The organism is Marinomonas dokdonensis, assembly GCF_052747885.1.
Genome location: NZ_JBRAND010000003.1, coordinates 318,586 through 331,648 on the forward strand (window position 1 = coordinate 318,586; position 13,063 = coordinate 331,648).

The following is a 13,063-nucleotide window of genomic DNA, read 5'->3' on the forward strand; positions in this document are numbered from 1 at the left end:
TAAGTGTGTTAAGAACAGGACCTATAGTAGGGAATATTTTAGCATTGGTAAAATTATTATTTTTTTACACTCTGATAATAAAAAACTATTAGTTGTTCTGGAGGGATTGTTTGGCTGCATACCTACCTGAGCAAACTCAGGCAGGTATTGGGGTGAGCATAGAAATGGCTAGCGCCACTGTGCCAGACGAGACATCTGTAAATGCCTTTGCTGTTCTGCTTGATCTATGGTGATGGGGGTGAACTGCACGCATTCTCCTGGCTTTTGTTGCGACAAGATGGAACCGCCAGCACTGGTGATACAGCCCATTTTTGGATAGCCGCCAATAGTTTGTCTATCTCTCAGCAAAATAATAGGTTGGCCATCTTTGGGGATTTGAATGGCCCCATAAGCGATGCCTTCCGAAATAATGCCTTTTTGTTCACTGTGAATGGCGACGCCTTCCATGCGGTAACCCATGCGGTCACTGTTTGATGAGACTTTATAGTCGCTCGAAAAAAAGTGCGCTCGTTGACGTTCCGAGAAAAACTGATACTGATAACCTAATACCACAGGGATTTCAGTCTGGCTGTAATCAGGAATGGCGAGGCGCGGCACATTTCTGTGCACGTGTTCTGTCGTCGGGGTAAAAGCTAGGCGATCGCCTTTTTGTAACTTGTCTCCCTTGCCCGTCAAACCGCCTACTTTTTCTCGCATGACGGTGGCCACACTGCCCAAAATAGGCTCACAAATAAAACCGCCTTTCACTGCTAGGTAAGCTCTTAGCCCCCATACAGGTTGCTGGAAACTCAACACATCGCCTTTTTTAATGGCGTAGGTTTGCCAAGGAACAATGCTTTTATCGTTCAGTTTGGCGGCTAAGTCCGCACCTGTGATGGCGATACTGGTAGCGGCTTGTGCCTCTAGGGCAAGCATGCCGAAAGTAATTTCAATTTGTGGCGCATTGGCTGGGTTGTCGAGTAAGGCATTCCCCCAGCGAAAGGCGGTTTCATCCATCGGGCCACCTGTGGTTAGGCCGATAGACTGATGGCCATGGCGGCCCAGATCTTGAACTAATGCCAATAAGCCGGGTTTTATCACATTAAAAGCCATCTAACTGCCCCCCTAATACTAAAAACTCATCTCTGGAAATGGCTTCAAAACGTACCGCATCGCCCATGGCAATCAGGGCAAGGTTTTCACTGCCCCAATCGATCAGGTTAATCGGTGTGCGGCCAATGATTTGCCAGCCACCTGGCGTGACACTTGGGTACACAGCTGTTTGATTTTCAGCAATGGCAACACTACCAATAGGCACTTTCAATCTAGGGGTGGTTTTACGAGGCACATGCAATTCATCTGGGGTATTGCCCAAAAACGCAAAACCTGGGGTAAAGCCAATGGCATAGGCTCGATACAGGGTCTGGCTATGGCGCTGAATGATCTCTTCTACGGATAGCTGACAATGGGCCGCGACATCGTCAAGGTCTGGCCCAACTTCCGTGCCGTAATACACAGGAATCACCACTTCACGCATATCGGCCTGTAGGCTTTGTTCTGGGTCAATCTCTGTGATGGTGTCACGGATGGTTTTGCATATGGCGTAGCGGTCAAAATGATCGCCATCAAACACCACTAGTAAGGTGGTGTAAGAAGGGACAAGGTCCACAATGCCGGGTAGCACTTTAAGATAACTTGTGACCAAGGCTATTTGATTCGACACCTGCTCATTAATGATCTCAGAGAAACGTAACAAGCAGGCGTGGTCGCTCACCATTTCTATGCTGGGCATAGTAATCGCTGGTTGCTGATTGGGTTGTTTCATAGGACTAGTTTACCGCCGCACCATTAAGTTGGTCGACCAAGGCTCGAATGCGTGTCACGGCTTCTACCGCATGGCTGCCGTCCCCATGAACACAAATGGTGTCGGCATGAATCGCTAGCTGCTTGCCGGATGAAGTAGTCAGTGTGCCGGTTTCGCACAGTTGCGTAACTTGTTGTTCGATAAGCTCAAAAGAAGCATGCACAGCAAGGGGCTCTTTGCGAGGGGTCAGGCGGCCTTCGTCGGTATAGAGGCGGTCAGAAAACGCTTCGAACCATACGGTTAAACCGTATTTTTCGGCCATGACTTTAATCTCTTCTGCTTCGGGTACGGCCATCACCATGAGGGGGAGATTTTTATCTAATTCACTCACCGCTTTCATCACAGTTTCCAGCACTGAGAAGTCAGCCATCATTGTGTTGTATAGGGCACCATGAGGTTTAACATAGCTGATTTGGGTGTTGTAACTTTTACAAATGCCCTGCAAAGCACCGACTTGGTATTGAATAATAGCTTTTAGCTCTTGTGGGGCAATGTCCATATTGCGGCGCCCAAAGCCTACCAAATCTGGGTAGGCTGGGTGGGCTCCAATCGTGACATTATGCTCAACAGCAAGGGCGACGGTTTTTGCCATGGTGTATGGATCGGAAGCATGAAAACCACAAGCCACGTTTGCTAAATCGACAAACGGCATGATTTGATCATCTAAACCCATTTTCCAAGCGCCAAACGCTTCACCCATATCACAATTTAATTTCATTATTTACTCCTTGTCCTGTCTAACTAGTTTTGGGACATGGTGGTTGGTAAGTAAGTCACTATTTCAGGGAATAAACTGATTAATAGAATAGCGACGCCTATGAGTAGGAAGAAAGGCAGTGCAGCTCTAGCTACGTATAAGATGTTTTTTCCGGTGAGAGCTTGGATAACAAAGAGGTTAAAGCCCACCGGCGGTGTTATCTGTGACATTTCCACGACCAGTACGATGAAGATACCAAACCAAAGTAGGTCGATGTTGGCCGCTTGTACCATGGGTAAAATCACTGCCACCGTTAGTACTACAACGGAAATACCATCTAAGAAACAACCTAAGATCACGAACAATACGGTCAGGTATAAGATCAATTCCATTGGCGACAAGGACATGGAACCTATCCACACGGCTAATGCTTTAGGTATGCCTAGGAAACCCATCGCAAGAGTCAGGAAGTGTGCTCCGACTAAGATAAAGCCGATCATACATGAGCTTTTTACGGCACCGAGCAAACTGTCCATAAAGCTGTGACGGCTTAATGAGCCCGTGCAAGCGGCCAGTACTAACGCACCTGTTACACCAATAGCAGCCGCTTCCGTTGGCGTGGTAATACCACCATAGATAGAGCCCAGTACAAAGCCAATCAAACCGACGACAGGCAGCAGTTGGCGCAAACCTTTAATACGGGCGCTCCAGCTGGTTTCATGGCCAGTGCTTTTTGGTAGCTCATCTTTATGCAGATAACCCCAAATCATGGTGAAACCCATAAACAGTGACACTAAAAGTAATCCTGGCATTGCGCCGGCGATAAACAATCGCGCAATAGACACTTCTGCGGCCACCCCATACACAATCAAAATGATGGAAGGTGGGATCAATAGGCCAAGCGTACCCGAACCTGCCAAGGTGCCGATGGCCATGCGATCACTGTAACCCTGCTTGCGTAGTTCAGGTAAGGTCATGCGGCCAATGGTTGCGGCCGTTGCGGCAGAAGAGCCTGAAACCGCGGCGAAAATACCACAACTTAAGATATTAACGTGTAGCAATTTACCCGGTACGCCTCCCAGCCAAGGGGATAACCCTTTAAAGAGGTCTTCGGATAAGCGAGTACGAAACAGTACTTCCCCCATCCAGATAAACAAAGGCAGAGCGGTCAGTGACCATGCAGTACTTGCGCCCCAACTAGAGGTCGCGAAGAGTAGGTCGATTTGATAGTTCTCTGACAGTATAAGTCCTAGACCGCCTATGGCGATCAGGGTAAATGACACCCAAACGCCCATAGAAAGTAAGGCAAACATGCCAAACGCTAGGAGGATTGAAATCCACATCATGTCCATTAAATTTCCTCCAAGGATAAAGCGTCTTCTTGCTCGGAATAACTAGGTTTTTGCCCGCGTATTACCATGATCCAAGCGTCTAAAATTGCTAAATTCAAAGCAATGACACCGAGGGCAACGGGGATTTGAGGAATCCATAATGGGACTGGGATATATCCATAGGAAACTTCTTCATAAATGTAAGACTCGTACACCATGTAGGAGCATGAGTAGCTTAAAAAGCACAGTAAGAAAAAGGCTAAACTTAAAATCACGCCTTCTTGAATACGTCGTGGCAAGGGTGAGAAACGCTGAATTAACAGAGTTACGCGAATATGACCACCTTCACGAAAGGTATAAGCAAGCCCTAGAAAAGTTGATGCAGCTAAGGAGTAACCGGCAAAATCTTCAGCCGAAGGGACAATAAAACCAAACAGTCGACCAACGATTTGTGCGATCAGCAACAAGGTAATCGCGACAATGAAAAAACCGGCTAACAACCCAGAGCATTGGTAACATTTTTCTTTTATATGGCTCATAGTGTTCTCTTTTTGGAATAAAAGGCACCGTCTAGCCTGGCCGAAGGAGTTAGAAACCAAGCCAGACGGTGAAAGGAGGACGCTGTGTATTAGGACAACAGCAATTGCCTAATTAGTTCTGGTAACGAGATAAGATGGCGCCAACTTCTTTAGGATCTTCTGCTAACCATTCTTCGGTCATTGTTTTACCAATGGCTTGCAGTTCTTCAACTAGCTTAGCGGTAGGATCTGTAACCACCATACCCTTCTCGATTAGAGTCGCTTTGTCTTTCGCGGCGCGTGCAGCAACACCAGTCCAACCTTTTTGCTCAGCATTTTTTGCGGCATCTAGAATGATTTGTTGAGTGGCTTTATCTAGACGACGGAAAGCGCGTTTGTTAACCACGACGATGTTTTTAGGGATCCAAGCTCGAACATCGGTAAAGTGGGTAACATAATCCCATGCTTGGCTGTCTACACCTGTAGAAGGCGAAGTCACCATGGCTTGAATGATGCCAGTACTGAAAGCTTGCGGAATATCTGGGTTTTGGATAGTGGTTGGTGTTGTGCCCATTAGGTCTGCTAGGCGTGAAGTCGACGGGCTGTAAGCACGCATTTTAGCGCCTTGGATATCTGCTAGGGAGTTGATAGAACCCTTGCTGTAAAGGCTTTGTGCTGGCCATGCCACAGCATAAAGCAGTTGCATGCCATCTTTGTCCAGTTGTTTCGCAACAGAAGGTTTAGCCGCTTCCCACAGTTTCTCAGCTTCTTCATAAGTTGTCGCTAGGAAAGGGATGTTGTCATGCTTATAAACTGGATTTTCGTTACCTAGGATGCCTAGGAACAATTCACCCATTTGCACTTGACCAGATTTTACGGAACGTGGAATTTCCGTGTGCTTAACCAGCGAGCCGCCAGAATGCACAGTAATGTCTAGGTTACCTTCAGATTTGTCTTTAATTTCCTGAGCAAATTCGTAAGCGATTTGCGTTTGCAAGTTACCGTCACCGTAAGGTGTTGGCATGTGCCATTTGTCAGCATAGCTGGCCGTTGATACAAGGCCACCGATAAGTAGTGCACTGGTTACTTTTAACATAATTCCTTCCTCTTAATGATAGGTTATCTTTTCATTATGGTTTTAGGTATATCCGACACCTGATATGGCCAGGTGGTAAAGCAATCGTTTTAAAGAACGGATAAATCCGTATCTAGAATATCGGTAATGAGCATCTTGCCAGGAGCATGAGTGATGCAAATGGGCGGCTTGGCATTGCGAAGTGCCACTTGTGGGGTCACACCGCAAGCCCAAAAAACAGGCACTTCACCTTCTTTAACGCTCACCGGGTCACCAAAGTCTGGTTTGGTTAGGTCATTAATGCCAATACTTTCTGGGGTACCAAAATGCAAAGGTGCGCCGTGAGCTTTAGGAAATCGAGTGGTGATTTGTATGGCACGAATGGCATCTTTGGGTTTATATGGGCGCATGGTGACCACGGTGTTGCCGTAAAAACGCCCTGCCGGTACGGTGGCAATATTGCTCTCGTACATGGATACGTTAACGCCTTCTTCAATATTGCGTGGCGTCAAACCCGCTTGTGATAGGGCATGTTCGAATGAGAAGGAGCAACCTAGTACAAAGGCCACCATATCGTCTTGCCATAAATCTTGAATGTCGCTACGACTTTCCACTTTTTCACCATCGCGGTAAACGAAGTATTCGGGAATATCGTGGCGCATATCTATATCCTGTCCCAGTTCCGGCAGATTGAAGTTACCGACTTCTGAAACGCCAATGAGAGGACAGGATACAGGGTTCTTTTGGCAAAACAGCAAAAACTCGTTAGCCCAATCGGCGGGTAGAATCACCACATTACCTTGCATTGCCCCAGTAGCCAGACCGCTGGTTGGGCCAGTATGGCGTTTGCTACGGATGGCTTGGCGCAATTCATAGGTTTGTTGCAATAGTGGTGCTGCCGATAGACTCATTTTGCTTATTCCTCATTCTTGCCACATTTCTTACATTCAAGAGTAGATGCTGTGGAGGTGGAAAGTCTAATCGTGTTTTTTTTGCCTATTTGATAAAAAATATTTATCGAATGTTTTTTCTTTCATACTCCTGAGCTGCTTGTACAGCGAACTCAACGGCCACTTCTGCTAATGGGTTAAAAGGGTCATTAGAATAGGACGCGGTAAACTTTAAAGGGCTTGGGGACCAAATAGTGCGTAATTTCTTTAGTGTGCCCCGCTCTAATTCTTTGCCAATGATCACGTCTGGCAAGGTGGAAATCCCCACCGCGTCGATGGCTAAACTGCGACAAGCCGATAAGGAAGTTGAGGCAAAAAAATGTACCGCAGGCCCTTCTAACTCTCTAAATTTTTGATTGATTTCTACATAGGGACCGGTGGCTTTAGCGTAAGTGATAATAGGCCATTGGGTCAGCTCTTCCAGATAGAGCAGGCGATCAGGAAGGTCTAAATTTGGGCTGGCCACCCAGGAAAGAGGAAAGGTACATAGTTTTCTGTTTACTATGTTTGGTTCAGATATTGGTCCCATGAGAAGGCCCAAATCAAGCGTTCTTTCCTTGAGCGCCACCGCTAAAGTACTCGAAATATCGACCGTCATTTCGACGTCTAAATTAGGCATATTTTTGTGTAAACGGGACAGGAAATCCGGTAGCCAAGTATGGACAATGGTTTCAGAAACACCGAGCCGAAGTACGCCAGAATAAGCGGTCGAGATTTCCGCACGCTTTCTGAGTTGTTCAGTTTGATAAAGAATTTTTTCCACATAAGGGAGCAGTTCTTTACCCTTGGACGTCAAGATAATCGGGCTAGAGCCACCATCTCGTTCAAATAGCTTTACTCCCAAGTCGCTTTCTAAGCCGGTAATGCGTGCTGAGATGGCAGGTTGCGTGGTGTGTAGTCGTTCCGCTGTTTTGCGAAAACTGCCCAAGGTAGCCACCCACACAAAAGTTTCTAGGCGTTTGTAGTTCACCAGCTGGCTCCTAACAAGTTGTTTAAAGTTTATGGTTAGAAAGAGTATAAGGTGACTGGTCGATGAGCAATCTTTAGTTGTGACACAGTACAAATGACCACGGAATCTAGCGTATTCCCCTCTCTAGTTAGCGTACAATATGGGGAAATATTCAGCGAATAAGGCGATGAGAAAATGAATAAATTGGTGTCTTTATTATTGAAAGGGCTCGCAGCGGTACTACCAATAGGCTTAACCGTTTATTTAATCTACTGGCTACTTTCCAAGGCTGAGGAAGTGACTAAATCCCTATTGTTATGGGTGATGCCAGAGACTTATTATTTTTTGGGACTAGGTGTATTAACCAGTCTTGTTAGCCTAGTGTTGATTGGTTTGTTGGTAAATTTGTACGGTATCCGCTATCTGGTAAAGCTTAGCCATAATCTATTCGAACGTATCCCATTGGTGAAATCTCTATACGGCGCCATAAAAGACATGATGAAGGTCTTTAATCTATCTGAAGCGAATGACATGAAAAGTGTGGTGGCCTTGGAAATGAACGGCGCCCAAATGATCGGCTTTGTCACCGGGGAGCAAACGGGACAACGATTGTTTAAAGAGAAAGACCTAGTAGGTGTCTACATTCCCTTAAGTTATCAAATCGGTGGGATTACCGCCTACGTCTCACGTGACCGCTTAACAGAGTTGGATATCGGTGTTGAAGAAGCGATGCGTATCGCCATTACTGGGGGAGTGCAGGGTGGGGAGAAGGGGTAGTTGAAAATAGGCAAACGCACGGGGCAGGCGCGTTTGTCTATCATCCACAGATTTTAATGGCTGTCTAAACCAATATGAGCCTTGAAAAGCCCTTTAGCTTTACGTGAGAGCATTAGGTCTTCAAAGTCATTTTTAATTTGCTCCCTGAATGACCGAGAGTGGTGCAAATGAAACTGGTTTGCGGCAAATTTACATGAATGTACTTTTAAGCCATAGGCTCTAAATCTCCACTCAATATCTGTGTCATCTGGAAGAGATGTTTCACCATAGCTTTCATCAAAACCATTGATTGCGATTACATCAGATTTGAAGCAGGAAAAATTACAACCTACGATTGAAGGGCTTTTTGGGTACACGTAGCGTTTGAAAATAGAGCTTTTAGGGTTTAAAGAAAGACCTGTTTCAATATGATTTTCTTTCCCATCTATTAAAAGGCTGGGTAAACGCCAAAAAAACTGCTTTTCTAGAGATGTTGAAGATAATTGTTGTTGCCGTATTTGAGTGCTGTACTTAGGGCCTAAATTCACTCGTCGCCCTGCCAGAACAGTACCTCGTTTAGATATTTCAACATGATTTTCAATGAAGTTCGTATACGGCACACAATCACCATCAATAAATATTAGGTATTCACCAGTTGCCGCTAAGATGGCATTGTTCTGAGAGCGTGCTTTTCTAATTCCCTGGTCTTCCTGATGAGTATGCAAAACGTTAAGCCCTTGAATGGACTCAACGTACTCTTTCATCTCTTTGGCGTTATTGTCTTCTGCAACGATAAGTTCGAAGTTCTTATAAGTTTGATGTTTCAGCGCTTCGACAATCCGATCTAGAGCTTCGATATCTTTATATACCGCTACAATCAGGCTAACTTTCATGCAAGACAATTTCCTATAAGTAAGTTTGCGTCATTATACTAATATAACTAAGGCGAGAATATGCTCTTGGTAACATAAACTCTTTTTGAAGAGAGTTAGAAGAGAGAATGTCTATAGAATAGGCATTTCGCAAAGGGAAGGTATATAGCGCGGCTCATACACCAATGATGCTATCTATCAAAGCGAGTGAACCTTTTGATGGATAATGAGTTGGTAAGAGTGAAACTTTTCTTTATGATGCCTGTTTTCCCGTATTTATGAGTCGATCGATGCCAAAAAAAGTCATTGTAATAGGCGCAGGGCCTGCTGGGCTTATGGCCGCAGAGCGTATTTGTGCACAAGGGCATCAAGTGCATGTGTACGATGCCAAAGCCAGTGCTTGCCGAAAGTTCCTATTAGCGGGTGTGGGTGGCATGAATATCACCCACTCAGAGCCCTATGATGCTTTCATCCAGAGATATTACGACAAAGCTGATTGGCTTGATCGAGCAGTTCGTGAGTTTAATGCAGAGGCCCTGCAAGATTGGATTCATGGTCTAGGAATTGAGACTTTCGTCGGCAGCTCGGGCCGCGTTTTCCCAAAAGATATGAAGGCCGCTCCCTTACTCAGAAATTGGTTAAAGCGCTTACGTGAGATGGGGGTGGTGTTTCATATGCGCCACAAGATGCTCAGTATTGAAGCTAAATGTGCTCGTTTTTCCCATGAAAGCCAAGAAATCATTGCAGAAGCAGATGCATTCGTTTTGGCCATGGGCGGTGCGAGCTGGCCAAAGTTAGGTTCGGATGGTAGTTGGCAACTGGCACTTGCAAAACATAAGGTGGTGATTGAGCCTTTGAAAAGCGCTAATTGCGGTTTTTACAGCCCTTGGAGTGATTTTCTCAAGGAAAAATTTGCTGGCTCTCCTCTTAAAGGCGTGTCGTTTCGTTGTACGACAACCGAAGGGCTAGTGGTGTCAAAGAAAGGTGAGTGTATTTTGACCCAAGATGGGATGGAAGGCAGTTTAATCTATGCGTTTTCGAAACACCTACGGGATCAGGTCGAGAAACAAGGCAAGGCCCAGTTAGTCATCGATTTGTTGCCCCAGCTCGATCATTCTCAGTTAGTGAAAAAACTGTCCCAGCGCAAAGCCAAAGAATCGTTTTCCAAGTACATCAAACGCACCTTGAACCTAGGTGGTGTAAAAGTGGCGTTATTGCATGAAGTGACTAGGCCAGAGGATTTATCCGCGCCTGAAAAAATTGCTTCAAGCTTGAAAAATGTGGTCGTGCATTTTGATCAGGTGAAAGCCATTGAAGAGGTGATTTCGAGTGCTGGTGGCGTGTGTGAGGAAAGTGTCACAGAGCATCTTATGCTGAAAAATATGCCTGGAGTATTTTGTGCTGGAGAGATGTTGGACTGGGAAGCGCCAACCGGTGGCTACTTATTAACGGCTTGCTTTGCGACAGGTGTCCTGGCTGCGCAAGGGGTTGAGCAATATCTACAATCATAAAAAAGCCATACCCTTAGCAAAGGGTATGGCTTGATCGGTAGGTCGTTATGTTTTACTGAGCCGCTTCTTCAACGGTGGCAGAAACAACGGCGACTACGCGACGGTTAATGTTACGGTTGGCTGCCGTGTCATTATCGACTTTTGGCTGAGACTCACCGTAACCAATGGCCGCTACACGATCTTCCGCAATCGCAAATTCTTCAACAAGTACATTGGCAATTGCTTTCGCTCGTTTTTCAGAAAGCTGCTGGTTGTAAGCGGCAGAACCACGGTCGTCGGTGTGACCTTCAATCACAACGTTGGTTTCTGGATACTCGGTTAGGAAAGTTGCTACTTCTTCGATTTGTGGGAAGTATTTCGCATCAACCGCATCAGAGTTGTTCGCAAATTGAACGTCTAAGCTAACCGTCTTAGTGCTGCTTAGTGTTTCATGACAGCCCTGCTCGTTTACTTTAGCGCCTGCTGCTGTGTACAAACATTGGTCTTTGTAATCCGCAACACCATCTTTATCACCATCTAGAGCACAACCTTTAGCATCTACAGAGGCGCCATTTGGTGTTGTTAAACACTGGTCTAAACGATCCACTACGCCATCATTATCGCCATCAAGCTCGCAGCCATTAGCGTATACGGCAGCGCCTTTTGGTGTGCTTAAACATTGGTCATTTGCGTCTACAACGCCATCACCATCGGTATCGACTGGCGCTTGTTCAACTGGCTCTTCTGCAACAACGGCAACAGGCTGTGCTACAACTTCTTCCTGCTTGCTTCCTTTATTACCGAATGTGAACTGCACACCGAGAGTGGTCAGGTTATCTAAGTGATGGTCTTCGGTATCTTTTAGTAGACGGAAGTCACCACGCAATGAGACTTGGTCGTTGATGGCATACTTAACACCACCACCTGCATTAAGCTGTGTGTTGTCTAAGTCGATTGGACTACTGAAATCAGTAGAACCAACACCTGCTGCTAAGTAAGGTGTAAGATCTTCGCGGCTAGCAAGATGGTAAAGGGCATCAAGACGCAATTGATCAACATCTACATCAGTACCACCGCTCAGCGTGCTGCTGTCAGCGTTTAGGTAAGTAAACTCAACCGCCCATGGTGAGTTGAACTGATAACCTAGGCCAAGGGACAAAGCGGTTTCGTTATCAACACCACGTTTATTGTCCATGTTGTAGTAGCCGATGCTTGGTGTCAGCGTAAAGCCTTCTTGAGTTTCAGCCATGATTTGAGAAGAAACTGTTGAAAGAGCTAAAACACTTGTCATTAATGCATAGTGTTTCTTATTAAAAGGCATATTTTGTCTCCCTGAGAACAATAAAGTCGAGTTTTGTTAATGCAATGAGGGGATTATCCCTAGATTGCCTGCTCGTGTCTCAATACGGATACAAAATAACACTTAATTAAAATTACATTACAAAAGCGATCAAAAGACTGACACCACCTGTTCGAAAAACATACACTCTGGTTTTTGTCGAAAACTAATTAGTGCCTCTTAGGACCAAGTTAGTCTCCGACCTAGGGAGGATTTACACAGGTTCACCAGCTTCATCCGAGGCAATGACTTCTGTTTCAGCAAGCGCCGCCTGATACCACTCTTGCATAGCGGGATGAGCCAGCATTGTGTCCATATAGGCTTTTACTGAGTCAGATACAGCCACCCGATAAGTCATGAAGCGGAACACAAGTGGCGCAAAAAATACGTCCGCTAAGCTAAACTCGCCAAACAGGTAGTCGCCCTCTTTGCTATTTTCGGCGCGCAATGTAGACCACATATCGTCAACATGAGCGACTTCAGCAAGGGCGGATTCGGTCGGCTCAATACGGCGTGTCGCACGGCAGTTCATTGGCATTTCGTTACGTATGGCAAATAACCCAGAGTGCATTTCTGAAACGATTGAGCGAGCCACCGCACGTTTGTTTCTGTCTTCAGGCCAGCCTTTGCCCTGTAAATACGCCTCATTAATATATTCGCAGATGGCTAAGGAGTCCCAGACCGTCAGGTCATTATCAATTAGCACGGGGACTTTACCCACGCTAGTGTGCTGGGCAAGAATCTGGTAAAACTCTTCCGTTTCTAGGCTCAATTGGATCTCGTCGAATGGCACATGAAAAGCTTTTAGTACCAACCAGCCCCGTAGTGACCAAGATGAGTAGTTTTTATTCGCGATGATGAGTTTCATGTGCTTTCTCTCCGTCATGGATCGTTTTTATCAGTTGATAAGATAGTGACTGCCTGTATTTATAAAAGCTAACGAACCGTTTTAATGCAACCTGTTTCTAACCTTGATGCGTGCTTTCCCTATGGGCATAGCACTAGTCGTAGCGCCTATGCTTACTCTATGTTTAGCACACATCTGGCGATGAGAGTCTGTCAAGGTTACATGTAAGGTTGTGACTGGAGGGAGGAGGCCGATTCTCAAGTCACAAAGAAGCTGGGGTGAGTAGAAACACTGTGTATAAATATGCCAAATAGCTATTTGATTGCCGCGCCAAGCGAGGTGAGATTTTTTTGATAAAAATAAAATTTAGATGGATGTTTTTAAGCGATTAACCAG

13 protein-coding genes are annotated in these 13,063 nt (G+C 45.7%); 2 read left to right on the forward strand and 11 right to left on the reverse strand.

All coding sequences use genetic code 11. The annotated features are described in order from the left end of the window. Nucleotides 1–168 precede the first annotated feature (168 nt). The 8 genes from ACUM5Y_RS09240 to ACUM5Y_RS09275 all read right to left on the reverse strand — a co-directional run bounded on the left by ACUM5Y_RS09240 (nt 169) and on the right by ACUM5Y_RS09275 (nt 7,384). A complete protein-coding gene (locus ACUM5Y_RS09240) occupies nt 169–1,092 on the reverse strand; it encodes a 5-oxoprolinase subunit C family protein (protein WP_445976587.1) in 924 nt (307 codons plus the stop codon). After that, complete coding sequence (gene pxpB, locus ACUM5Y_RS09245; protein ID WP_445976588.1) at nt 1,082–1,804, reverse strand: 5-oxoprolinase subunit PxpB; 723 nt, start codon at nt 1,802–1,804, stop codon at nt 1,082–1,084. The genes ACUM5Y_RS09240 and pxpB overlap by 11 nt, the downstream gene beginning before the upstream one ends. 4 nt (nt 1,805–1,808) lie before the next feature. Beyond that, nucleotides 1,809–2,561: a 5-oxoprolinase subunit PxpA gene (locus tag ACUM5Y_RS09250; RefSeq protein WP_445976589.1), complete on the reverse strand. Its 753-nt coding sequence runs from the start codon at nt 2,559–2,561 to the stop codon at nt 1,809–1,811. A 23-nt stretch (nt 2,562–2,584) separates the two neighbouring features. Continuing rightward, nucleotides 2,585–3,892 carry a TRAP transporter large permease gene (locus ACUM5Y_RS09255; RefSeq protein WP_445976590.1) on the reverse strand — a complete coding sequence of 436 codons (1,308 nt, stop codon included), beginning with the start codon at nt 3,890–3,892 and terminating at the stop codon, nt 2,585–2,587. Beyond that, nucleotides 3,892–4,410 carry a TRAP transporter small permease gene (locus ACUM5Y_RS09260; protein WP_445976591.1) on the reverse strand — a complete coding sequence of 173 codons (519 nt, stop codon included), beginning with the start codon at nt 4,408–4,410 and terminating at the stop codon, nt 3,892–3,894. The genes ACUM5Y_RS09255 and ACUM5Y_RS09260 overlap by 1 nt, the downstream gene beginning before the upstream one ends. A gap of 112 nt (nt 4,411–4,522) precedes the next feature. Next, nucleotides 4,523–5,485: a TRAP transporter substrate-binding protein gene (locus tag ACUM5Y_RS09265; RefSeq protein ID WP_445976592.1), complete on the reverse strand. Its 963-nt coding sequence runs from the start codon at nt 5,483–5,485 to the stop codon at nt 4,523–4,525. 89 nt (nt 5,486–5,574) lie between these two features. Then, nucleotides 5,575–6,375, reverse strand: a complete 801-nt coding sequence (locus ACUM5Y_RS09270) for a putative hydro-lyase (RefSeq protein WP_445976593.1) — start codon at nt 6,373–6,375, stop codon at nt 5,575–5,577. A 103-nt stretch (nt 6,376–6,478) separates the two neighbouring features. Next, entirely contained in the window at nt 6,479–7,384 is a 906-nt protein-coding gene (locus ACUM5Y_RS09275; protein WP_445976594.1) for a LysR family transcriptional regulator, read from the reverse strand. A gap of 174 nt (nt 7,385–7,558) precedes the next feature. Between ACUM5Y_RS09275 and ACUM5Y_RS09280 the strand changes: the two genes are divergently transcribed. Then, nucleotides 7,559–8,140: a DUF502 domain-containing protein gene (locus ACUM5Y_RS09280; protein ID WP_445976595.1), complete on the forward strand. Its 582-nt coding sequence runs from the start codon at nt 7,559–7,561 to the stop codon at nt 8,138–8,140. 53 nt (nt 8,141–8,193) lie between these two features. Here ACUM5Y_RS09280 and ACUM5Y_RS09285 read toward each other — a convergent pair whose 3' ends face one another. Further along, entirely contained in the window at nt 8,194–9,012 is an 819-nt protein-coding gene (locus tag ACUM5Y_RS09285; protein WP_445976596.1) for a glycosyltransferase, read from the reverse strand. 269 nt (nt 9,013–9,281) lie between these two features. On the opposite strand from ACUM5Y_RS09285, the gene ACUM5Y_RS09290 reads away from it, so the two are divergent. Further along, the gene (locus tag ACUM5Y_RS09290) at nt 9,282–10,502 is read left to right on the forward strand and encodes a TIGR03862 family flavoprotein (protein WP_445976597.1); all 1,221 of its coding nucleotides are present in this window, start codon (nt 9,282–9,284) and stop codon (nt 10,500–10,502) included. Between the two features lie 52 nt (nt 10,503–10,554). Here ACUM5Y_RS09290 and ACUM5Y_RS09295 read toward each other — a convergent pair whose 3' ends face one another. Further along, a complete protein-coding gene (locus tag ACUM5Y_RS09295) occupies nt 10,555–11,802 on the reverse strand; it encodes an OmpA family protein (RefSeq protein ID WP_445976598.1) in 1,248 nt (415 codons plus the stop codon). Nucleotides 11,803–12,034: 232 nt separating this feature from the next. Beyond that, nucleotides 12,035–12,688: a glutathione S-transferase family protein gene (locus ACUM5Y_RS09300; protein ID WP_445976599.1), complete on the reverse strand. Its 654-nt coding sequence runs from the start codon at nt 12,686–12,688 to the stop codon at nt 12,035–12,037. Nucleotides 12,689–13,063: the final 375 nt, after the last annotated feature.

Excerpts from the sequence above, each read along its gene's own strand:
- ACUM5Y_RS09240 (WP_445976587.1), bottom strand. The coding sequence starts at position 1,092 with ATGGCTTTTAATGTGATAAAACCCGGCTTATTGGCATTAGTTCAAGAT.
- pxpB (WP_445976588.1), bottom strand. The coding sequence starts at position 1,804 with ATGAAACAACCCAATCAGCAACCAGCGATTACTATGCCCAGCATAGAA.
- ACUM5Y_RS09250 (WP_445976589.1), bottom strand. The coding sequence starts at position 2,561 with ATGAAATTAAATTGTGATATGGGTGAAGCGTTTGGCGCTTGGAAAATG.
- ACUM5Y_RS09255 (WP_445976590.1), bottom strand. The coding sequence starts at position 3,892 with ATGGACATGATGTGGATTTCAATCCTCCTAGCGTTTGGCATGTTTGCC.
- ACUM5Y_RS09260 (WP_445976591.1), bottom strand. The coding sequence starts at position 4,410 with ATGAGCCATATAAAAGAAAAATGTTACCAATGCTCTGGGTTGTTAGCC.
- ACUM5Y_RS09265 (WP_445976592.1), bottom strand. The coding sequence starts at position 5,485 with ATGTTAAAAGTAACCAGTGCACTACTTATCGGTGGCCTTGTATCAACG.
- ACUM5Y_RS09270 (WP_445976593.1), bottom strand. The coding sequence starts at position 6,375 with ATGAGTCTATCGGCAGCACCACTATTGCAACAAACCTATGAATTGCGC.
- ACUM5Y_RS09280 (WP_445976595.1), top strand. The coding sequence starts at position 7,559 with ATGAATAAATTGGTGTCTTTATTATTGAAAGGGCTCGCAGCGGTACTA.
- ACUM5Y_RS09285 (WP_445976596.1), bottom strand. The coding sequence starts at position 9,012 with ATGAAAGTTAGCCTGATTGTAGCGGTATATAAAGATATCGAAGCTCTA.
- ACUM5Y_RS09290 (WP_445976597.1), top strand. The coding sequence starts at position 9,282 with ATGCCAAAAAAAGTCATTGTAATAGGCGCAGGGCCTGCTGGGCTTATG.
- ACUM5Y_RS09295 (WP_445976598.1), bottom strand. The coding sequence starts at position 11,802 with ATGCCTTTTAATAAGAAACACTATGCATTAATGACAAGTGTTTTAGCT.
- ACUM5Y_RS09300 (WP_445976599.1), bottom strand. The coding sequence starts at position 12,688 with ATGAAACTCATCATCGCGAATAAAAACTACTCATCTTGGTCACTACGG.